The organism is Flavobacterium terrigena (assembly GCF_900108955.1).
Taxonomy (GTDB): Bacteria; Bacteroidota; Bacteroidia; order Flavobacteriales; family Flavobacteriaceae; genus Flavobacterium; species Flavobacterium terrigena.
The window spans coordinates 50,081-74,868 of sequence record NZ_FNYA01000002.1; the positions used below are offsets into that span (position 1 = coordinate 50,081).

14 protein-coding genes are annotated in these 24,788 nt (G+C 29.4%); 8 read left to right on the forward strand and 6 right to left on the reverse strand.

Annotated features, from left to right (window positions below; all coding sequences use genetic code 11):
• Positions 1–57 precede the first annotated feature (57 nt).
• Positions 58–2,172, forward strand: a complete 2,115-nt coding sequence (locus tag BMX42_RS03840) for an ATP-binding protein (protein WP_091308996.1) — start codon at positions 58–60, stop codon at positions 2,170–2,172.
• Positions 2,173–2,176: 4 nt separating this feature from the next.
• On the opposite strand, the gene BMX42_RS03845 is transcribed toward BMX42_RS03840, so the two are convergent.
• From BMX42_RS03845 to BMX42_RS03860, 4 genes are all read right to left on the reverse strand, one after another.
• Positions 2,177–2,827: a DUF2306 domain-containing protein gene (locus BMX42_RS03845; RefSeq protein ID WP_091308998.1), complete on the reverse strand. Its 651-nt coding sequence runs from the start codon at positions 2,825–2,827 to the stop codon at positions 2,177–2,179.
• On the reverse strand, positions 2,827–3,864 hold the full coding sequence (locus BMX42_RS03850; protein WP_091308999.1) for a YARHG domain-containing protein: 1,038 nt from the start codon (positions 3,862–3,864) through the stop codon (positions 2,827–2,829). The genes BMX42_RS03845 and BMX42_RS03850 overlap by 1 nt, the downstream gene beginning before the upstream one ends.
• Positions 3,865–3,933: 69 nt before the next feature.
• Positions 3,934–5,226 (reverse strand): dihydrolipoamide acetyltransferase family protein, encoded by a 1,293-nt coding sequence (locus BMX42_RS03855; RefSeq protein ID WP_091309001.1) that lies wholly within the window; start codon positions 5,224–5,226, stop codon positions 3,934–3,936.
• An 84-nt stretch (positions 5,227–5,310) separates the two neighbouring features.
• The gene (locus tag BMX42_RS03860; RefSeq protein ID WP_091309003.1) at positions 5,311–6,435 is read right to left on the reverse strand and encodes a glycosyltransferase family 2 protein; all 1,125 of its coding nucleotides are present in this window, start codon (positions 6,433–6,435) and stop codon (positions 5,311–5,313) included.
• A 110-nt stretch (positions 6,436–6,545) separates the two neighbouring features.
• On the opposite strand from BMX42_RS03860, the gene BMX42_RS03865 reads away from it, so the two are divergent.
• The 3 genes from BMX42_RS03865 to BMX42_RS03875 all read left to right on the forward strand — a co-directional run bounded on the left by BMX42_RS03865 (position 6,546) and on the right by BMX42_RS03875 (position 11,320).
• Positions 6,546–8,396, forward strand: coding sequence for a CocE/NonD family hydrolase (locus BMX42_RS03865; protein ID WP_091309005.1), 1,851 nt, complete (start codon positions 6,546–6,548; stop codon positions 8,394–8,396).
• A 115-nt stretch (positions 8,397–8,511) separates the two neighbouring features.
• Positions 8,512–10,371 (forward strand): ABC-F family ATP-binding cassette domain-containing protein, encoded by a 1,860-nt coding sequence (locus BMX42_RS03870; RefSeq protein WP_091310844.1) that lies wholly within the window; start codon positions 8,512–8,514, stop codon positions 10,369–10,371.
• A 103-nt stretch (positions 10,372–10,474) separates the two neighbouring features.
• Positions 10,475–11,320 (forward strand): O-methyltransferase, encoded by an 846-nt coding sequence (locus tag BMX42_RS03875; RefSeq protein ID WP_177169115.1) that lies wholly within the window; start codon positions 10,475–10,477, stop codon positions 11,318–11,320.
• 50 nt (positions 11,321–11,370) lie between these two features.
• Here BMX42_RS03875 and BMX42_RS03880 read toward each other — a convergent pair whose 3' ends face one another.
• Positions 11,371–15,087 (reverse strand): DUF7619 domain-containing protein, encoded by a 3,717-nt coding sequence (locus BMX42_RS03880; RefSeq protein ID WP_091309009.1) that lies wholly within the window; start codon positions 15,085–15,087, stop codon positions 11,371–11,373.
• 65 nt (positions 15,088–15,152) lie between these two features.
• Entirely contained in the window at positions 15,153–18,716 is a 3,564-nt protein-coding gene (locus BMX42_RS03885; RefSeq protein ID WP_091309011.1) for a DUF7619 domain-containing protein, read from the reverse strand.
• Between the two features lie 114 nt (positions 18,717–18,830).
• Here BMX42_RS03885 and BMX42_RS03890 point away from each other — a divergent pair, with 114 nt between their 5' ends.
• The 4 genes from BMX42_RS03890 (at position 18,831) to BMX42_RS03905 (ending at position 24,729) form a co-directional block, all read left to right on the forward strand.
• The gene (locus tag BMX42_RS03890; protein ID WP_091309013.1) at positions 18,831–19,535 is read left to right on the forward strand and encodes an ABC transporter ATP-binding protein; all 705 of its coding nucleotides are present in this window, start codon (positions 18,831–18,833) and stop codon (positions 19,533–19,535) included.
• 112 nt (positions 19,536–19,647) lie between these two features.
• Positions 19,648–21,462, forward strand: coding sequence for a cytochrome-c peroxidase (locus BMX42_RS03895; protein WP_091309015.1), 1,815 nt, complete (start codon positions 19,648–19,650; stop codon positions 21,460–21,462).
• Positions 21,463–21,571: 109 nt separating this feature from the next.
• The gene (locus tag BMX42_RS03900; RefSeq protein ID WP_091309018.1) at positions 21,572–23,767 is read left to right on the forward strand and encodes an alkaline phosphatase PhoX; all 2,196 of its coding nucleotides are present in this window, start codon (positions 21,572–21,574) and stop codon (positions 23,765–23,767) included.
• A gap of 59 nt (positions 23,768–23,826) precedes the next feature.
• Positions 23,827–24,729, forward strand: a complete 903-nt coding sequence (locus tag BMX42_RS03905; RefSeq protein WP_177169116.1) for a leucine-rich repeat domain-containing protein — start codon at positions 23,827–23,829, stop codon at positions 24,727–24,729.
• Positions 24,730–24,788 lie beyond the last annotated feature (59 nt).

Below are 24,788 nucleotides of genomic sequence, written 5' to 3' on the forward strand. Positions count from 1 at the left end.
TACCATTAAAAAAATGCTTAATATTGTATAGTAACAAAAAGTAAATCAGTGTTTTACATGAAATTAAAAACCACAAATACTTATTCTAAAATTATTATTTTAATATTTATATTAAGTAGTATTAGTTTGGTGTTGTTTGCTGGATTACTTTTTTATGTCAAAAAACAGCAACATATCGATTATATCGAAACGAAAAATCAATTTAAAAAAGACGTTTTAGCCATTTACAAAATGGAAGTTCTGCAAAATGAATCGTATGTAAATGACATTGTGTATTGGGATGATTTTGCAAAATACATTAGTACAAGAAATGAAGCTTGGTTTAACACTTCTGTTGCGACTTCTATCAACACACTTAACTTTGAACAAGTGATTGTATTAGATAAAAATGGAGCGTTAATTACTAAAAGAACTAAAAATCCAAATGTTTTACCTGATTTAAATGCCACTGCTGCAGCAGCTATCAAAAATATTAAACTACACGATATGTATAGGTTTTACAAAAAAACCAATGTGGGATATATTGAAATAATTGGTTCTGGAATTTATAATTCTACCAATGCCAATAAAAAATTTGGGACTCCTTATGCTTATTTCTTTGTTGTTAGGCTTTTAAATGATGCTTTTTTTGAGAAATTAAACATCATTAGTAGTTCTAAATGTCAAATCACAAATACATCTTATCCTGAAAACGATTCGAAAGTTAGCATTGAAATTGCGATGTTAAACGAACACAGAGCCAAAATAGCCAACTTTTTATTTATCAGAGATTACCACAATAATTTTAATATTTTAAATCATTTTATCTATTGTATTACTTTACTTTCGTTTCTCAACTTGTTGATTTACTTCTTATTTATAAAAAAATGGGTAAATAATCCTTTAAATTTAGTTCGAAAAATACTTGAAAACAATAACACTAAGGCAATAAATCGTTTAGTGGAATATAAAGGAGAGTTTGGATACATTGGTAAGCTTTTCAAAAACAATAAAGAACATGAGAAATTATTAAAAAAAGCCAAACTAAAAGCCGAGCAAAACGACAAATTAAAATCGGTGTTTTTAGCCAATTTATCGCACGAAATTAGAACACCAATGAATGCTATTTTAGGTTTTACACACTTATTGAAAAACGACAAATTAAATTCAGACGAAATAAAAGAGTATTTAGATACGATTGAAAAAAGCGGGAATAATTTAGTTTTGATTATTAACGATTTAATTGAAATGTCGAAAATTGATGCGAAACAAATTATTCCAAATTACACATCAGTAGATTTAAATAAGAGCTTGACTGAAATTTACGAAACCATAAAAGTAACCATTCCAGAAGAGAAAAATATTGTTTTTACATTTAAAAAAGACAAACAACACAATAACATTTATGTAAAAATTGACGAAACTAAAGTGAAACAAATTTTGGTGAATTTAATTACCAATGCCATCAAATATACAGACAGTGGAGAAATTTCATTTGGATTTGAAATCAATTCCGAACAACAAGAAATACATTTTTTTGTACATGATACTGGCTATGGAATTAGCAATGAAGACCAAGCTTTAATTTTCGACAGGTTTAAAAGGATTGATAATGATTACACCACAAAATCATCAGGTTTAGGTTTGGGATTATCAATCACAAAAGCTTATTTAGACATGATGCAGGGCAGTATTCGTTTGACTTCTTCTGTTGGAAATGGTTCAACTTTTTACTTTTCAATACCGTTAGAATTAGCAACAAAAAAACCTAAAAATAAAAACATAGATATAGATACACTTTCAGTAATTTCAACTCAAATCACTTCAAACAAGCGAATTTTAATTGCTGAAGATGACGAAATAAATTATTTGCTTTTAACCAAAATGCTAGCTCCTTATAAAAACTTAGAACTTGTTAGAGCAAAAAACGGCAAGGAAGCTGTAGATATTTTCACCAACGACAATGCTTTTGATTTAATACTTTTAGATATTAAAATGCCTATTATGAATGGTTTTGAAGCTTTTGAACAGATCTCTAAAACGAAAACTACCATTCCAATTATTGCACAAACGGCATTTTCTTCAAGTGATGATGTCAAAATGATTACCAAAACGGGTTTTACAGATTATATTTTAAAACCAATAGATCGAGAAAAGCTTTTCGATTTAATGAATCAGTATTTGAACAAATAAAACCTTATTGATTTATTTTACGCGTTTTCATCTTATTCGAAATAAAATAAATGATGATAATTTCTGCGACTAAAAGATTGAACGTCCAACCTAACCAAGCTACAATTCGGTAAGCCTCCATTTGTTGTGGATGAAATAGAAATACAATGATGTATTTAAACAATCGTAATGATATTGCAGAAAGTGTTAAAGCAAAGCTTCTGATGGCAAATTTCTGATGGTTTATAATGTCTTTTTTCAGTATGAAATAAACGGAAAGAAACGTAAAACTCATCCATAAAACAGACAAAATTACAAAGGCGGTTTTTGAAAAAATTCCTCCATTGGCATGATAGGACATTACCAAACCACTTGGTCCTGAAAGAAATAAGATGATCACAGCATATACTCTACCCGACCAACGATGCACATTTATATACTTTCTTTTTATGGTTTTAGAAAACTGAAAAAAGCCCAAAATCATTAAAAAAATACTAGTGTAAACGTGAGTGAAAAACGCAATTTTATAATAATCTAAAGCAATTTCATCTTGTTTGATTCGTAAAAATGCCACATCAGTGTTATATGGAATATATTGAAGCGTAATTAACAACAATAAAAAGGAGAAGTAAAAATAACTTCCCCAGATTATATATTTAGAAATTCTAGCAAACATTATCTTCCGAAATGATCATAATATTCTTTCGCATTTTCTTCGTAGCGCAATAATAATGCTACGTTTTCTTTTTCAATCTTAGTCAAATCTTTAGTAACATCTGAAAAAACAGGCATATACCAAGAATGATAATCAAAGAAACCACGTAGTGTTTTATCTCGGAAAGCAAAACCATGACGCGCAAAAATTAAGTTTCTTAAGATGAAAACATCGCCTTTAGATAAGTTTTCGACCAATTCTTTTTTTAAGATTTCTGTAGAAGGATTTATTTTAAAAATAGTATCTGTAGTCGTAAAATATTGTTCATCATCATAAGATTGCTTAATTGGATTTCCCACGCTATCTTCAGAATCATATTCTACTTTTTTGATTGCAGATTTATGAAAATCTACAAATCTGTCTTCAATTTTATTATTCGGATTGTATTCAAATATTTTTTTAGATAGTTCTAATTTTCTCTTATTGATTTTGTTTTCTTTTACCTTGAATGCATTCCATTTTCCAGAAAGCAGTGTGTCTTTCTTCTTGATTGTCAATACAAATTCACCGTCGGATTTTTCATTTCCTGGCTCTTTAACATTGATTTCGAAAGTAAAAGGCGTTTCAGTAACTTTTCCTTTAAACTTTTGAATATTTCCACTTACAATTGAATGCCCAATAATTTCAGTTCCTTTTATTTTATCAATCGAAAAGGTTATTTTTTTATTGTATTCATAATCTATTCCAAAAAAATCTTCATCAATATATTCTTCTTCGTTTTCATTTTGTGGCATATCATCTGTAAATTGACCAACCCAATATCCTAGCAAATCTGCTTTTGTGGTAATGGTCAAATTAGTATTAATTGTAGGTTCATCAAACTTGATGTTTTCTGCAATTAAAAAATCGTTATTCACTTCTGTTTTAATCGCGTCTTTGCAACCAAACAAGGAAATTGCCAATGCGAAATAGATGATTTTTTTCATAATTCTGTGAGTTAAATTGGTTGAATGGAGAATATCAAACATCGTACCAATTATATTAACTAAAATTAACATAATTTATTGGATAAAAAAAATACCCGATAATTTCTTATCAGGCATTTTAAAAATATGTTTTTTAGATGCTTAGAAATCTCTATTGATATCAAATGCTTCTAAATAATCTGCTACACGTTTTACGAAACTTCCACCTAAAGCACCATCTACAACTCTATGGTCATAAGAGTGAGATAAGAACATTTTCTGACGGATTCCAATGAAGTCACCTTCTGGAGTTTCAATAACTGCTGGTACTTTTCTAATCGCTCCTAAAGCTAAAATACCAACTTGTGGTTGATTGATAATTGGCGTACCAAAAACTGAACCAAATGTACCAACATTAGTAACTGTATAAGTTCCACCTTGCGTATCGTCTGGTTTTAATTTTCCAGCTTTAGCACGACTTCCTAAATCGTTAACCGCTTTTGCCATTCCAACTAAATTTAATTGATCTGCATTTTTAATTACAGGAACAATTAAGTTTCCGTTTGGTAAAGCTGCTGCCATTCCTAAATTGATGTTTTTACGTTTGATAATGTAATCACCATCAACAGAAATATTCATTCCTGGGAAATCTTTTAACGCTTTTGCAACCGCTTCCATCATAATTGGAGTGAATGTTAACTTTTCACCTTCGCGTTTTTCGAAAGCAGTTTTCACTTTATCTCTCCATTTTACAATGTTTGTTACATCTACTTCAATAAACGACTGCACGTGTGCTGAAGTTTGTACCGAAGCTACCATGTAACCAGAAATTAATTTACGCATTCTGTCCATTTCCACAATTTCGTCTCCACCATTTACTGACGGAGCTACTTTTTCAGTAGGAACTGGAGCTGAAGCAACTGGAGTTGCTACTTTTGCTGCAACAGGTTGATTACCTCTATTCGCAATATATTTTAAAATATCTTCTTTGTTTACACGACCATCTTTACCAGAACCTGCAATAGATTCTAATTCTGCTAAAGAAATCCCTTCTTCTTTTGCCATGTTTTTTACTAATGGTGAAAAGAATTTATCTGAACTTGAAAAATCTGCTGGAGCTGCAACTTCTTTTGCTACTTCAACTGTTTTAACAACTTCTGCAACTGGCGTTGCTACTGCTTCAGTTGTAGCTGCAGGAGTAGAAACTGCACCACCTTCTGTTTCAATAATGGCAATTGTTTGTCCAACTTGAACCACATCATCCACATTAAACAAAATTTCAACTAAAGTTCCAGAAACTTCAGAAGGCACTTCGCTATCTACTTTGTCTGTAGCAATTTCTAAAACCGCTTCGTCCATTTCAATGGTTTCGCCAACTTTTTTTAACCAATTTGTAATGGTTGCTTCCGCAACACTCTCTCCCATTTTAGGAAGTTTCAATTCAAATCTTGCCATATTATTATTGTAATGTTGTGTTTTAATCTTTGGAATACAAAATTAATAAATATTTTGATGTTTTATCACGAAATAATCAAAAAATCAAAAATTTATAACTTGACCTCTATCATTTGCATTATTACTACCAATTAGGTAATTTGATTGCGAAATATAGTTCTTAAAAGTAATATTCTTCGATTTATTTTTTTCCATAAAATCGATAATTTCTGAAAAAGAAAAAGAATTCACATCAAAAACCACTTCAATATTTAAATTTTCGATAGTTGCAAATTGCTTAAAATCAGTTAAATATTCTTGTGGTTTATTTAAATTCAATTGAAGAATTTCTTTTGAAAAAACGATATATTTATCAATATTTCTAACCGTATTTTTTTGTTGTTTTTGTTTAAAAATCGTAAAAACGAAGCTTCCAACTTGCATCATCACATCAAAAACTACCGACTTTTTAAAATGTTTTTTATAGAAAAATTGCATCGCTTCACGAAAACGTTTTAAATATTTCTCATCACGAACGGTGCTTTCTCCTTTATAATGAATCACCGATGTTTCATGAAAATAGAAATTCTCTTTTCCTAGTTTCTGAATCATATAACTCAAATCGATATCATCCGAATACATAAAGCAATTTTCATCAAAACCGCCCACTTGCAAATACAAATCGCGTTTCAAAACCATAAAAGCACCAACTAAAATATCCACTTTCCCAGATTGATTTTCGGTAAGATGTTGCGCATAATATTTTCCAAAAGAATTCGAAATTTTATACAATCCGAAAATTTTGGTAAAGGCAACCCAAGGAGTTGGAACGCCACGTTTGCTTTCTGGAAGAAAATTTCCAGTTCCGTCGATAAGTTTACATCCGATAATTCCAAGTTGTGAATTGTGAGTTGCGAATTGTGAATTCAGGATTTTCTCAAAAGCATCTTCTGCAACAATAGTATCAGGATTTAAAATGCAAATATATTCGCCTTTCGCTTCAGCAACCGCAATATTGTTTCCTTTCGGAAAACCAACATTTACTGGATTTTCAATCAATTTAATCATTGGAAACAATTGTTTCATCATTTCGCAACTATCATCCGAAGAATTATTATCGACTACAATAATTTCAGCATCAAGATTCGTAAGTGCTTTTTGAACACTTAAAACACATTGTTCTAAAAAGTAGCGAACGTTATAGTTGAGGATGATTACGGATAGTTGCATTGTGCGAAGATAAAGAAACTTTGTTTTTAATAAAACCTTAACAAAATAATTAAAAAAAAACTTAATATCTTAGTGAATTGAAAATTTTAATTATTCTAACCAAAAACAAGATGAAGTTTATTTTAAATACCGTTTTACTTTTATTGTCGTTTTCCATGTTTTCTCAGGAAGACATTAAGACCAATTATGACAAAAAAGAAGTTTACATAACCATGAGAGATGGCGCTAAACTATTTACAGCAATTTACACTCCTAAAGACATTTCTAAAAATAAAAAATACCCAATTTTGATGCAAAGAACATGTTATAGTATTGCGCCATATGGAGTAGAAAACTATAAAAAAACTTTAGGACCAAATACATTTTTATCTAAAGACAAATACATTTTTGTTTATCAAGATGTTAGAGGACGATATATGAGTGAAGGTGTTTTTACCAACATGACACCGCAAGTAGTTCATAAAACCAAGAAAGATATTGACGAAAGTACTGACACATACGACACGGTAGATTGGTTAATAAAAAACATCGATTTTAATAATGGTAAAGTTGGTCAATATGGAATATCATATCCTGGTTTTTACTCAGCAGTTGGTACTTTAGCAAAACATCCAGCCTTAGTTGCGTCTTCGCCTCAAGCGCCAATTTCCGATTTCTTTTTTGATGATTTTCATCATAATGGAGCTTTCGTAATGGGTTATTTTAAAACTTTTCCTGTATTTGGCGTTCAAAAAACCAAAGCTGAAGATAAAGCATGGTATTCTGACCAATCCATAAAAACGACATCAAAAGATGGATCTGTTTTTTATAATGAAATCGGCACATTAAAAGAAGGTGTTGATAAATATTATAAGAATAACTTTTTCATGCAAGAAATAGTGAATCATCCAAATTATGATGAATTTTGGAAATCTAGAAATTTACTTCCACATTTAAAAGACATTAACCATGCTGTAATGACTGTGGGTGGTTGGTTTGACGCAGAAGATTTAGCGGGTCCGTTAAACATTTATAAAACGATAGAAAAAAATAATCTTAAAGCTAAAAACACAATAGTAATGGGGCCATTTTCTCATGGTGGATGGTCTAGAGAGTCTGGTAAACATTTCCATAATAATATTTATTTTGGTGACAGTATTGCTACTTTTTATCAAAAAAACATCGAAGCTAAATTCTTTAATCATTATTTAAAAGGAAACTCAAAAAATGCGGTAGCTCTTCCAGAAGCTTATATGTTTGACACTGGAAAAAAAGAATGGGCAGAATTTTCAAATTGGCCACCAAAAAACAATACTAAATTAAATTTTTATCTAAACTCAGACGGAAAAATAGCGAATCAAAAACCTACAAATTCATCATACTCTGAATATTATAGCGATCCAAACAAACCTGTTCCAAGCAGTATCAATTACAGTGATATGACTGGTTTTACACCACGAAATTATATGTCTGAGGATCAAAGATTTGCTTTAAACAGACCAGATGTTTTAACTTTCACAACTGAATACCTAACGGAAGACATCACGCTTGCTGGAGAAATTATGGCTAAATTAAAAATTGAATCAACTTCTTCAGATGCTGATTTTATTGTGAAAGTAATTGATATTTATCCTTCAGATGAACCTCAAAACAAAGACAAACCAAATGTTTTGTACGCTAATTACCATCAAATGGTTAGAAGTGAAGTAATGCCAGCTCGTTTTAGAAACAGCTTTGAAACACCAGTAGCATTAACTCCAAATACAGCTACTGATGTAAATTTCAGATTACAAGATGTTTTACATACTTTTAAAAAAGGACATAAAATTCAAATACAAATTCAAAGTACTTGTTATCCGTTATTTGCAGTTAATCCTCAAAAATTTCTAGAAAACCCTTATTTAGCTAATAAAGAAGACTATACAAAATCATTCATAAAAGTTTTAAATGAGAGTTTCATTGAAGTAGAAATAGTAAAATAATACAAAAGCCGTCCTAATCGACGGCTTTTTATTTACTTGTAAAAGATTGCTTCGTTCTATTCAATAACCTATTTTTGCAATTCGAAAAATGAACTTCGAGTTTAGCATTAAGAAAATGAATTACCTTTCAGTAGAAAACATATCAAAATCATACGGAGAACGTGTACTTTTTAAAGACATTTCTTTCGGAATTAATAAAGACCAAAAAATTGCTTTTATAGCGAAAAATGGTTCGGGTAAAACCACCATTATGAATATTATTAATGGTTTTGATGAACCAGATACTGGGCAAGTTGTAATTCGTAAAGGAATTAAAATGGCATTTTTGAGTCAGAATTTTAATTTACAAGATGAATTAACAATTGAAGAAAGCATTTTTGCATCGGATAATGAAGTTTTACAAGTTATTAGAAACTACGAAAAAGCGTTAGAAAATCCGGAAGACGAAGAAAAATATCAGAAAGCTTTTGATGATATGGATCGTTTTAATGCTTGGGATTTCGAAACACAATACAAACAAATTTTATCGAAATTAAAGTTAGAGGATTTAAAACTGAAAGTAAAAAAACTTTCAGGTGGACAAAAAAAGCGTTTGTCATTAGCGATCATTTTAATTAATAGACCCGATTTATTAATCTTAGATGAGCCAACCAATCACTTGGATTTAGAGATGATTGAATGGTTAGAAGATTATTTCGCCAAAGAAAATATTACGTTATTTATGGTTACGCACGACCGTTTCTTTTTAGAGCGTGTTTGTAACGAAATTATTGAATTAGATAACGGAAAACTATACCAATACAAAGGAAATTATTCGTATTATTTAGAGAAAAAAGAAGAACGTCAAATTTCTGAAAACTCTAGTATTGATAAGGCTCAAAACCTTTTCATTAAGGAATTAGCTTGGATGCGCCGTCAACCAAAAGCAAGAACTACCAAATCGAAATCGCGTCAAGATGATTTTTACGTGATTAAGGAAAAAGCGGAAAGTCGTCGTAAGGAAAATGTGGTGGAGCTTGAGATTAATATGGAACGAATGGGAAGCAAGATTATCGAAATGGTAAAATTGAACAAAAATTTCCCTGACAGAACCATTTTAAAAGACTTTACATACGCTTTTCAACGTGGTGAACGTATTGGAATTATTGGTAAAAATGGAACTGGAAAATCAACTTTCTTAAACATATTAACCAAAACTATGGAACCAGATTCTGGTAAAGTAATTATTGGTGATACGATTAAAATTGGGTATTACACACAAAGTGGAATTAATCCAAAACCGGGACAAAAAGTTATTGATATTATTAAAGAATACGGAGAATATATTCCGTTAACGAAAGGAAAAATTATTTCGGCTTCTCAATTGTTAGAGCGTTTCTTATTTGATGCAAAAAAACAATATGATTTCGTTGAAAAATTGAGTGGTGGTGAATTAAAACGTTTGTATTTATGTACAGTTTTAATTCAGAATCCGAATTTCTTAATTTTGGATGAACCAACTAACGATTTAGATATTGTTACGTTAAATGTATTAGAAAGTTTCTTACTTGATTTCCCTGGATGCTTACTTGTTGTGAGTCATGACAGGTATTTTATGGATAAAATTGTAGATCACTTATTTGTATTTAGAGGTCAAGGTGAAATTGAAGATTTCCCAGGAAATTACTCTGATTTCAGAAGTTATGAAGATTCTGCAGAACCGAAGGTTTTAAATAGCGTTAGCACAGATAAAGGAAGTTGGAAAGAAAAAACGGTTAAAGCGGGTTTAAACTTCAACGAGCAAAAAGAATTCAATAAAATTGAAAAAGAAATTAAAGATTTAGAATACCAAAAGAAACAAATTGAACTAGAATTCGCTGACGGAAAAGTGGCCGATGATAAAATTGAAGCGAAAGCGAATGAATTGCAAAAAGTGATTCAAACTTTGGAAGAGAAAGAAGAACGTTGGTTTGAATTATCAAGTAAAATTGAGTAGTTAGTTGTCATTTCGACGTTAGGAGAAATCTCATAAAGAAATTCAGAATATGGGATTTCTCCTAACGTCGAAATGACAAAACTATTTTTATATTATGTTGAAAATGTTACAACAAATTAAATCCTACATAAAATTCCTTTATCACTCCAAAAACGAACACGGCGTGCATTCGCCATTTGTGTTTAATTTGATTACGAAATGCTTTTACGATAAAGTAAAATTTCCTGAATATTCAACATTAAAAAATTATAGAAATGCGCTTTTAGCAAACAAAAACACGATTGAAGTCACCGATTTTGGAGCAGGTTCACGCGTTTTTAAATCGAATACTAGAGAAATATCAAAAATTGCAAAAAACGCTGGAATTTCTCCAAAAAATGCCGAATTATTATTCAGAATTGTCAAGTATTTTCAACCAGAAAGTATTTTAGAAATTGGCACATCTTTAGGATTGGCGACTTCTGCTCTATCTTTAGGAAAAAAAAATTCTAAAATAATTACTTTAGAAGGTTGTCCGAATACATTGGCTATCGCCGAAAAAATGTTTCAAGTTTCAAGTTTCAAGTTACCAAAAAATACGATTCAATTTGTAAATACAGAATTTTCAAGCTATTTCAAAAACCTGAAACCTGAAACTTTAAACAAACCACAAATCTTCGATTTGATTTACTTCGATGGAAACCATTCTCAAAAAGCTACTTTAGAGTATTTTGAATTATTATTACCAACAATTACAAATGATTCTGTTTGGATTTTTGACGATATTCATTGGTCGGAAGAAATGGAAAACACTTGGGAAACCATAAAAAAACATCCCAAAGTAAAAGTTACTATTGATACCTTCCAATGGGGAATTGTGTTTTTTAGAGCCGAACAAGAAAAAGAACATTTCGTAATAAATCCTGACAAATCCTTTTTATCTAGATTCTACGAATTTTGTAGGTTGTAAATAAATTAAAAGCTCGAATAAAATCGAGCTTTTAATTTATTACTTATTATTTATTTTTTTAAAACTTTATATGTTTTAGTAGCATTCTCTGTTTTAATTTTAATAAAATAAATTCCAGACATAAAATCTGATAAATCAATACTATTATTTTTAGCATCTGAAATTTTCATTTTTTGACCACTAACATTATAAACTTCAATAGAATTTATAAGATTATTATTAAGTCTAGAAATAGTAATATAATCATTTGTTGGATTAGGATAAAGACTAATATCTGACAACCCATCTGTGCTTTCAAGACTTAAAACTGCAATCGTTGAAACTGCTGTATTAGTTACTATTGGAGAATTATAATCAAAAAATATGTTTGCCGTATTTGAAAATGTATCGCCAATATTTAAATCATTTTTCAATTTAATTTTATATACAAAATAACCATCATTATTAGCATCATCAAATGGTAAATTAATTCCGTTAAAAATAAATTCAACTTTATTAACTTCTGAAATTTTCACAACCATAGGATGACTTGAATTCACAGGTTTTAATGTTGAAATATCAAACTTATTTGTATCAATATAATCTAACACTCTTACTGTTTGAGCAGGAAAAGTACCCGTGTTTTCAAAACGTATTAAGTAATTCACGTAGTCGCCAATTTTTTCAGGACCAACAACACTTCCCTCTAAACAAGTTTTATCATTTGGATCGTAAGAATTAACAACCACTTGATTTAAACTAAATTCATTATTATTCGGAGTGAAATCAACGTCATTTGTAATATTAGAAACAAAAGTTAAAACATCATTTGAATTTAATGGAGGATTAGCTGTTGGTGTATTTAGCAAAAACATAACATCAATTGTTCTTTGTTCTTGTGGTAATAAATTAACAAAATTCCATTTAATTTGATTTGGAAGGATTGCAGTTTGAAGAAAATTTGTTGAACTAAAACTCATTAAGTTACCATTAAAATTCAACATAATTTCACCAGTTCTAGGAATTGTACCCTCATTCTTAAAAACTATTCTATAACGAGCTTGAAATCCTGGAATTGCATTATTTAAAGGGATAATTACAATATTTAAATCATTAATAAGTCCATTTACACTACTCAAACAATAGTCTTGATTGAAATATGTATTTTGAGTTGGGAATTGAACAGTAATACTTGGAGGAGAAACAGTAAATTGAGAAGTAACTATTGGTGAAATTGTATAATTACCTGCATTTAAATCTAATTTATAATTACCTGAATAATCTGCAAAAAAATCAAAGTTTTCAATACCATTATTAATATTAAACTTCATATTAGGAAATACAACATCATTCACATCACATCCACCATTGTTATTTACATCTAATTTTGTGCTTCCTGTAACTGAATAATTTCCACCACCAATTAAGCGAATTAAACCAGAAGCTACATAATTATTATAATATGAAAATTGAAATCCTCCTAATAAAATTTTATTATCAGCTTGTATAAAAATTTTATTTACACCTTTATTAGAAAAGCCTTTACCAACATTAAATGAATAATCTAATGATCCGTCTTGATTTAATCGTAATAAACCTTTTGAGTTTAAATTATTATATGATAAAAAATTACCTCCAATTAAAATTTTTCCACCACTTAAACATTTTAATGTGTAGGGCGCACCATTAAATCCTGTACCAACAGATAAAGAATTATCAACTATTCCATTTTCAGTTAATCTAATAACTTTATTAGAAACTATGGAATTTACTTTTCCAAAAGCACCAATTGCAACTATCTTATTATCTTCAGTAATATCTAAATCATATACTGATTCATTATGAGTTGACGTAGTTGTAGTATATGAAAAAAATGGACTTGTAAAAGTTGCATCAGTTGTTCCGTTTTCATTTCTTTTAAATATTCCGCCACTTTCATTACTTAAATTACTCATAAATAAATCTATAAGAAATCCGCATGAATATATAAACTTATCATTTGGTAATACTTTAATTTTAGTTACATTATTTGTTGAAACATTAATTACAGAAAAAGAAGAATCGGTTTGACCATTTGGTAGAATTCTAATTATTGTTCCTTTTCCAGAAGAACCTGTTGTAGATGAACTTTGATAAGAAACACCTATTACAAAATTATTTGTTGATTGTATATCTAAAGCAGTAATAACTTGACCAGTATAATTAATCGTATGTACAAATGTTGGGTCTACACTTCCATCTGAGTTTAAAAGCACTAAATCTTTATAGACAATAGAATTTGAAGTTATTGTAAATTTTCCTCCAATTAATATTTTCCCATCTTGCAATAGTTTAATAACATAAACAAATCCACTAAAATCCCCAACATTAAAACTTGTATCAATTGTTCCGTCTAAATTAAGTCGAATTAAATCCTTAACAGCATTTTCATTATAAAACTGAAAATAATCTCCTCCAATTAATAACTTCCCATCTGTTTGCTGTTCTATTACATTAACCAAAGCATAATAATTAAGCCCTAACATTTTTCTGTTAAAATCATTAGTTAATGCCCCGTTAGAATCTATCTTAGCAATATGATTTATTTGTTTATACGTATTTGCTGCATCCCTTAAATAATCGAAACTACCTACTAAATAAATATTATTAGATGAGTCTAAAGCTATATTATTTATTTTTAAAATATCTGGTGTTAGTTTTGTAGTATTTGTTGCACCAGTATTTGTCAAATAAAACAATCCTTTTGGATTATTATTAAAGCTAGTAATAGAATTATCTGCAGAATATATAATATTTATATCTCCATTTGGTTGAGATAAAATTTTTCTTATATAATTGGAAGAACTATTGAATAAAGTAGTTTCTACGACAAAATCCAAATCTCTACTTCCTGTATTTGTTAACCTTATTAATTTTGAATTATTAGTAGTAATAGAATTATAACTAGTAAACTTACCTCCAACTAAAATTAAACCATTGTTATCAATTTCAATATCATAAATAATATTATTACATCCTGTACCAATGTTAAAAGATGTATCTAAAGAACCGTCTGTATTTAATCGTACTAACCTATTGAAAGTTTGTCCATTAAAAGTAGTAAAATTTCCTCCTACAATTATTTTATCATCTGATTGAACTTCAAGACAATAAATTGCTAAATTAAAACCTGAATTTACTGAAAAACTTGAATCTATTGATCCGTCTAAATTCAATTTAACGATACCATTAACCAACTGATCATTAATATCATAAGAAATAAATCCTGAAATAATTATCTTTCCATTAGACAAAACTTCAACATCAGAAATTGCATTTGATAAATCTGGAGAAACAAAATTTTGATCTAAAGTACCATCTTCGTTGAATACTAATATTTTTTTTATATCAATATTAATATCTGAAAAGGTAAAACTACCAATCATTATTAATTTATTATTGTATTCGATAATTTTTGTTACCGAAATACTTGAAAAAACATCAAAATTTTGGTGAAAACTTTGGTCAACACTACCGTCTGTATTTAATCTTAAAATCTTTAAATCATGAAACTCATTATATCTAAAATTGTTAGGCGAAAGCTGTCTAGAAACAATTACTTTCCCATTACTTTGAAGAAATACCGATTCTGGAAATGAAGTCCCAAAATTATTTTGGGTTGTTGCCAATCCTCCCGAAGGATTAATAACATTATTGATATTAAATGTGTTATCTACACTAGCTGCAAATTGAGCACAAATTAAGTTAGTAAATAAGAAACCAATTAAAAGTAGGAAATTTCTTTTCATTATTTTTTTATACAAATATAACAATTCAAAATTATTACGAGGTTTTTAAAAAAAAATTCGAAAAATTATTCTTTAATAAACTTACAATTTAAAATATTTGAATCTGTTTCCAACTTCATAAAATAATGTCCTGAACTTAGCATTGACACATCAACAGGTTCATTATTTTTAAAATTTGAATTAGTTAAAACTAATTGCCCTAAACTATTATAAATATAAACACCTTTAATATTTACATCATCTTTTGAATAGATTGACAACAAATTTTTGACTGGATTTGGATATATACTAAAAATAGTACTTCTTGAAAAATCTTCAGAAGCAAGTGTAGCAATTGTTGAAGTAGCAGTATTAGTTACTATTGCTGAATTAAAATCAAAATAGATATTTGCAGTATTACTAAAAGAATCTCCAACTTGTAGTGTAGATTTTAATTTAATCTTATACATAACATAACCATCATTATTAGCATCATCAAACGGTAAGTTTATATTATTAAAATAAAATTCAACTTTATTACCATTTGATATTTTAGTAATAAACGAATGGCTCCCATTTAATGGTTCTAATGTAGAAATATCATACTTAGACAAATCTATAAAATCTTCAATTCTAATAAATTCTGCATTTGCAGTTCCGTTATTTTCAAAGCGAATTAAATAATGTACAAAATCACCAATTTTATCAACACCTACAACATCACCTTCTAGACAAGTCTTATCATTAGGATCATATGAGTTTACAACATTTTGATTTAATGTGAAAATATTGTCATTTGGAGTATTATCAGATAGAACATTAATTATATTCGCTTCAAAACTTAATAAACTTCCTATATTTAGTGGCGGAGTTTCAACTGGAGAATTCAAATTAAATTCCACGACAATTGTTCTAACTTCTTGTGGGTTTAAATTTGTAAAATCCCAAGATAAAGAATTTGCACTTTGATTTGAAAAATTAGGGGTTGAATTTACCAAGTCTATAACGTCGTCTTGAAAACTTAAATTAATATTTCCAGATTGAGTAATAATACCTTTGTTTTTATAAACTATTTTATATTTGGCATTAAATCCAGGTCTTGCTGTATTAAGTGGTATAATTTGTACATCTAAATCCGAATAATTACTATTTAGTGGTGTAATACAATAATTTTGTACTAACGATGTAAATTGTGAAGGAAATATTGCAGAAATACTTGTTGGAAGTATAGAAAAATTCGGATTTACAATTGGTGTAATAGTATAACTACCTTGAGCTAATAAAAACGAATAATCTCCTGAATTATTTACAAAAAAATCATAATTAGAAAAGCCATCGTTAAAATTCATTTTTAAATTTGAAAAAGGGAAATCACTACTCTCACAACCATTTAAATTGGTATCAATTTTATTTTGACCTGAAAGATTATAAAATCCGCTACCCAATAATCTTACTAATCTACCAACAGTATAAGTCGCATAATTAACCATTGAACCCCCAACTAAAATTTTACCATCAGACTGTAAACTAACATCATATACAACTCCAATACCCTCTCCAGTATTAAATGAGTTATCAATACTATAATCAACATTCAATTTAATAAGACCTGGTGATACATCAGAAGAATTAAAAGCACTAAATGTTCCACCAACCAATAATTTATTATCTGGTTGTATATAAATGGTATTTACAATTCCATTAAAACCTGTACCTACATTAAAAGTTGCATCAACAGTTCCTGTTGATGTTAATCTCATGAAATTTTTTGAAAGTGTATTAAAATTACCACCTACTAAGATTTTTCCATCAGCAAATGGAATAATTTTTATAAACCCCACTTCATTACCTAAATATGAGTTTATATAACTATTACTATGAATGCAGTTAAATGCCGAAAAAGAACCATTTGCATTAAATCTTTTAATATAGGAAGTATTATTACTAGTGTCATTATAAGCCACTAATAATTTCCCGTCTTGCTGTAAAGCAATTGCAGTTGGCGGATAATTTATTCCTGAAAATGTAGAGTTAAAAGTTCCATCTGCATTTAACCTCACAACTCTAATTGCAGAAGGATGGTTATTATATGTAGTAAATTTACCTGAAACAATTATTTTACCATCTGGCTGAATTAAAACATTTTTTGCATAATTATTTAGTCCCGTACCAATGATAAATGAAGAATCTATAGTTCCATCTTCATTTAATCTTATTATTCTATTTGCAGGAACTCCATTAAACTCAGTAAATTCTCCAACTACAATGATTTTACCATCTGGCTGTATTTCAAAACTATAAACAATCTTATTGAAACCACTCCCGATATTAAATGAGCTATCGATAGTACCATCTTGATTAAGTCTTCCAAAAAATTTAAAAGGAACATTATTGTAAAGAGTAAAACTTCCACATACAAGTATTTTACCTCCACTTGTTTCTTTTACTTTATTTACAATAAAATTAAACCCGACACCCATTGCAAATGATGTATTTACGGTTTCGTCACTATTTAATTTTGCAATACCATTAACTACTGTATTTCCAACTGATGGAAATCCACCAACTAGTATCATTTTATTATCATTTTGAATAGAAATATCATTTATATGATAAGTAGATGTAATAACTGAATTTGATTGAACCTGTCCAAGATTATCTAATTTGATATTAAATAGAAATGTGCTACCATTATATTCGTAAAAAAAACCTAATACAGCAATATTTCCATCAGGCAACAAAAGAATTTTACTGACTTCAGAATCAAACCCCGAACCACTAACAAAAGAATTATCTATACTCCCATCAAGATTAATTTTTACTATTCTATTGTTTGCTACTCCATTATAACTAGTAAAATATCCACCAACATATAATTTATTATCAGATGAAACACATAATGTATTAACATTTGTATCAAACCCAGAACCAGATACAAAACTAGAATCAATAGTTCCATCAGAATTCAACGAAACTATTCTGTTTGCAGTAATAGCATTATAGCTCGTAAAGCTTCCACCAATTATAATTTTATTATTTGGTAATTGTAAAATTGAAGCCACAATTCCATTAAAACCTGTACCTATATTAAATGAAGAATCTACAGATCCATCAGTATTCAATCTCAAAATTCTGTTAAAAGTAACTCCATCATTAACAGTAAAAACTCCACCAATAAGAATTTTCCCATCTGTTTGTACTAAAATTTCGGAAACACTTCCGTTAAGATTTGTTGAAAAAGATGTATCAATAGACGCGTCACTATTTAGCATCACTAAACCAGTAACACTCACGCCATTATATTGAGTAAAACTCCCTGAAACTAAAGCTTTACCATCGGAAAAAAAATGTATATCAGAAATTTTATTATTAAATCCTGAACCTCCAATATTATAAGTTGTATCTAAAGTTCCATCAATATTTAATCTTTCCACTCTTCTAACTAGCACATCATTTAACCAATCACTAGGATAATCAAAATTCAAAATTATCTTTCCATCTAGTTGAGAAAAACACTTTGTCACAGAAAATGAACCTCCGCTTACATTAGATATATTATTGATATTAAAGGTGTTTTCTATAGTTGCACCGTTTTGTGCATTTAATAAAAAAGAGAAAAAGAAAGTAAATAGTAATAAATGATATTTCATTTTTTTGATTTTTTTTCAAATATACTGAAATTTAACAATTTTTAAAGTCTACTGTAACAAATCTATCTTTTCCGCTACTTATTAGAAACATTTAACTGAAAACTGTTTACTAAAATGAGTACTCCAATAATTGACATTAAAGCCATTACACGTGATTTCCAATTAGGAAGTGAAACGGTAAACGTATTAAAAGGAATTGATTTACTAATTAACAAAGGTGAATACGTAGCGCTAATGGGACCATCTGGTTCTGGAAAGTCGACTTTAATGAATATTTTAGGTTGTTTAGACACACCAACTTCTGGAAGTTACATCTTAAACGGAAAGCAAGTTAGCGAAATGCACGATGATGAATTAGCTGCAATTCGTAATAAAGAAATCGGATTCGTATTTCAAACGTTCAACTTAATGCCGCGTACAACGGCATTAGATAACGTAGCCTTGCCAATGGTTTATGCAGGTTTCTCTAAAAGTGAAAGAATCGAACGTGCTACTGAAGTTTTGACTCAAGTTGGTTTAGCAGACAGAATGGATCACAAACCAAATCAACTTTCTGGAGGACAACGTCAGCGTGTGGCAGTTGGTAGAGCTTTGGTTAACAAACCTTCTATTATTTTAGCCGATGAGCCAACAGGAAACTTAGACAGTAAAACTTCTGTTGAAATCATGAAATTATTTGGCGAAATTCATGCGAATGGAAACACAGTGATTTTAGTAACTCACGAAGAAGATATTGCTGATCACGCCCACAGAATTATTCGTTTACGTGACGGAGTTATTGAAAATGATTTCAAAAACGAAAATATCGTTTCTTATTAATTAATTTACAAATAGACTTGAATTTGATGCCGATTTGTAACTATTTCTTAATAATGAAATAACACGCAACTATTTATTGAAGTGTAATATTGCTTTTAAATATTACACCCAGATGAAATCGAAAAAAATCTACTTTATTCTATTCTTATTCAGCGTTTTATTGCTGTTTAGTTTCAAATCTAAATTACAAGGAACTTCCTCTGAATTTGAATCTAATTTTGCTTTAGAATTAAAAAACGAAATTGATGAATTAGAATTCAATTCGAAAGCATTTAGAGAAAATAAAATCACAATTGATTCGCTACAAAAAGTCTTTTTAAACTGTAGAAAAGCGTATAAAAAAGTCGAATTTCAACTGGCCTTTCAATTTCCAGAATATGTTTCTTCAAAAATTAATGGTGCGCCTTTATTGCATATCGAAAAGGAAAACTCCCGACCAATTCTTACCAATCCGGAAGGTTTACAAGTTTTAGACGAACTTATTTTTTCTGATGAAAGCGCTGAAAACAAAAACGAAATTGCCAACTTAGCAATTAGATTAAACAACAATTACAAAACTATTTACAACAAAGTTAGCGTTGCACCTTTAAATGCTACTGATGCCATTTTGGCTATCCGAATTCAACTTATTAGAATTTTCACATTAGGAATCACTGGCTTTGACACGCCAGGTTCACTAAATGCCATTGACGATTCCTGCAATTCGTTAATCGGGATTAAAAACTATCTTGAAAACAGTTCGAATTTAATGCCTGAAAAAGACAAAAACTCAATCCTAAATAAAATTAACAACACAATTGCGTTTTTAAAACAATCCAATTTCGAAAATTTAAATCGATTAACATTAGTTAAAAATCATTTAGACCCAATTTATGCGGAATTATTACCATTTCAAAAAAATCAAGCATTAAAATTTGTCACTTCTTGGAATCCAAATAGCACATCTTTATTTGATAGCGAATTTTTAAATCCGTATCAGTTTACCAATTTAAAAAAAGAAGAGGATTCAGAGGGATTGAGAAGTTTAGGGAAATCACTTTTTTTCGATTCGATGTTGAGTCACGATAATAAAATGAATTGCGCCAGTTGTCACCAACCAGAAAAAGGTTTTGCAGATGGAACTCCAAAATCGATGAGTAATAAAAATGGAATTACTGTTTTTAGAAACTCACCTACTTTATTAAATAGCGCATATGCCGATAGATTTTTTTACGATTTACGAGCGTATACTTTAGAACAACAAGTGGAACACGTTATTTTTAACAATTTAGAATTTAATACTTCGTATGCTGAAATTCTTAACAAATTGAATTCAAATAAAACATACCGTGAAAAATTTAAAACAATCTTTAAGAAAAAATCAATTACTCGAGAAGATTTCACAAAAGCATTGGCTTCTTATGTTTTGTCTTTAAAATCGTATAACAGCTCTTTCGATCAATATGTTAGAGGAGAAACTTCAAAAATTGATGCTTCAGTTGCAAATGGTTTCAACTTATTTACAGGAAAAGCGAATTGCGCTACATGTCATTTTTCACCAACATTTAGCGGATTGGTTCCGCCTTTATATGTAGAAAACGAAAGTGAAATTTTAGGTGTTTTTTCGAAACCCACTTCAAAAGAATTAGATGAAGATGAAGGCAGAAACAATAATGGCGTTTTATATGAAAAATCGTGGATTTATGAAAAATCATTTAAAACCGTAACCGTACGAAATGCAAATGAAACCGCACCTTATTTTCATAATGGCGCTTATACAAATTTAGATGATGTATTAGAATTTTACAACCAAGGCGGTGGCGAAGGAATGGGAGTTGCAACCAGAAATCAGACTTTAGGAAGTGACAAATTAAACTTAACAACTGAAGAAAAAAATGATATCGTTGCGTTTATTAAATCGTTATCGGATAATAAACACACAAGATAACATTTACTTAAAACTGGTAACTTTTTTATAAACATATTATAACTTCAAACGCCAAATTTCATTACATAACCGTGTTAGTTTTGCTTCAAATAATTAAAACAACACACAAATGAAAAAAGGTTTACTTTTAAGTACTCTTTTAATTTCTCTTTTAGGTTTTTCGAAAAACGAGAGCAAATTAAATTCTAAAAATCCGGTTACAGTTCCACCAACTGTATTAATCGAAAAAGGTTCGTCTTGGAAATTCCTTGACAATGGTTCAGACCAAGGTACAACTTGGAAAGACAATGCATTTGACAATACAACTTGGGTTTCAAACTTAGCTCCATTTGGATATGGTGATCCATGTAAAACAACTGTTTCTTTTGGAGGAAATGCTGCAAGTAAGTACACAACTACTTATTTTACTAAAGACATCAATATTGCTGATATTACTTCTTTAACTACTGATTTAGAATTTGGAATTAGAAGAGATGATGGTTTTGTACTTTATGTAAATGGCGTAGAAGTTGTTAGAAACAATATGCCAGCTGGAACTATTACTTCTGCTACTTTTGCAAGTACAGCAATTAGTACAGCTGATGAAAAAAGATATCAAACGTTCTTCATTCCAAAATCATACTTTACAACTGGTGTAAACAGAATTTCTGTAGAAATGCACCAAAGTGATTTATCTAGTTCTGACTTAGGTTTCGATTTATTTTTAAAAGAAAAAGATCCAAGTTATGTTTGTGAAGATGGACATATCGGATGTTTTACTTCAATCAACCCAACAACACAAACAAATGTGTTAATTATGCCAACAGAACAACGTTTCCAAATGTTATTTAAAGAAGGAAGTACTTATGGAGATGGTTCTGGAGCAGTTCCTGGAACACATGATTTTACTGGATATATTCCTTCATTAGGTGTAAACGCAAGTACAATTGGACATTTATCTGTAAACCATGAAAACAATCCTGGTGGCGTTTCTATACTTGATTTAAATTTAAATACAAACACGAGTAATCCATTATGGGATGCTACTAATTCTAAAAAAGTAGATTTATACAACACTAATTTAGTTACTACTATTAGAAACTGTTCTGGAGGTGTAACACCATGGAGAACAATTGTTACAGCAGAAGAAAACACAACTGCTGGTGATGCGAATAGTGATGGATATCAAGATGTGGGCTGGTTAGTTGAAATTAATCCAACTACAGCAAGTGTTGTAGATTATGACAGCAATGGTACTAAAGACAAATTATTTGCCATGGGAAGAATGAACCACGAAAACGTTGTAGTAAGTAACGATGGAACCGTAGCATATTATGGTGAAGATGGTGGAACACACTGTGTTTATAAATTTGTACCAACTATAGCTAATAATTTATCTGCTGGAAATGTTTATGTTTTAAAATTAGATACAGCTTTATCTGATGACGAACCAACTTCTGCAACAGCAACTTGGATTCAAGTTCCAAATACAACTCAAGCAGATAGAAACAACTTGGCATCAAATGCAGGAGCATTAGGAGGAACAAACTTTAATGGTGTTGAAGATTGTGAAATTGGTCCTGACGGAATGGTTTATTTTGCTTCAAAAGGTAAAGATAGAGTTTACAGATTTAAAGATAATGGAACTACAATTTCAAACTTTGAAACTTTTGTAGGTGCAATGACTTACCCAATTCAAACGGCTTCAGGAACTGTAAACGAAGCATGGTCTGACGGAAATGACAATTTAGCTTTTGATGATAAAGGAAACCTTTGGGTAGTTCAAGATGGTGGAAGAAACTACATCTGGGTAGTAAGACCAAACCACAGACAAACTAGCCCACAAGTTTTAATTCATAGTTCTGCGCCAGCAGGTTCTGAACCAACTGGATTAACTTTTACACCAGATTTTAAATACGGATTCTTTTCAATTCAACATCCAAGTGGTTCAAATGCTTTTCAAGCTGATGCAACTGGCTTAAACGTTAAATTTGACAAATCTGCTGCTTTAGTATTTTCACATGAAGATTATTTAGGACAACAACCTCTTTCTAACGAATCATTTACAAATAATAATAACATTAAAATTTACCCAAATCCAACAAATGGAATTGTAACTTTAGATTTTAATGAATTGAATACTTCAGAAATTCAAATTAACGTTTACGACTTCGTTGGAAGAAAATTAATTGATAAAAAAGTAAATTCTTCATTATCAAAAACAACAGAAATTGATTTAACAAATTTCAATGGTTCAAACGTTTACTTTTTTGAAATTATTTCAGAAAATCAAAAACAAACTATCAAAGTTTTAAAATCAAAATAATAAAAATATCAAGTAATTAAGGTCGGATGAAATACTCCGACCTTTTTATATTTTCACTTATGAACAAATATTTACTTTTCATTTTCCTTTTTCCGATTCTAGTATTTTCTCAAAATATAAATCCTAAGAAAGAAAAAATTTTTCAAGATTTAGTTGTTTCATCTCAAACTCCTGATGAAGTCAAAAATTTAAATTTAAGAGCGAATAATTTGTTTGAAATGCCTTCCGAAATTCAAAATTTTAGGAATCTTAGACATTTGAATGTCATGAAAAACAATATTGAGTTTTGGTCAGATTCGGCTACGAATTTTCCAAAATTAGAAGTACTATTATTCAATGAAAATGAATTGAAACAGATTCCAAATTCCATTGATCTATGTCAAAATCTTCGAAAAATTGATTTATCTGCCAATAAACTGAATGAATTACCTGAAAATTTCACCAAACTAAAAAAATTAAAACATCTTACTTTTTCAGTAAATAATATTTCTATTTTACCTGAAGATTTGGGAAGCTGCAAAAATATTGAAGTCATTGAAATGGATAATAACCAACTGAGTTTTTTACCAGCAACCATTTCTAAATTAAAAAAACTGAGTTTTTTAGATATTTCATACAATCAATTTAATGAATTGGATGAAAATTGGCTTCATTTTCCGAAACTGAAACATTTCAATTTAGATTATAATAAATTAAGTACGATTCCTGCAGAAGTATATAACTTGAAAAAGTTAGAAGTGCTTCAAATCAATTTTAATAATTTAAAAGAATTACCAGAATCGATTGTGAATTTACAAAACCTAAACACGCTTACTATTGCGCAAAATCAGATTCAATTTTTACCGAAAGAAATTGGCAAACTAAAAAATTTGAAAACCTTAATTTTAACTGGAAATCCAATTTCACAAGAAGAGTTATTACGTATAAAAAAAGAATTGCCTAATTGTGCGGTTTATTTTTAAAATTATTTGGTTAAATTTGATTGATAATCTACTAATCAAAACATTACAGCAATATGAAA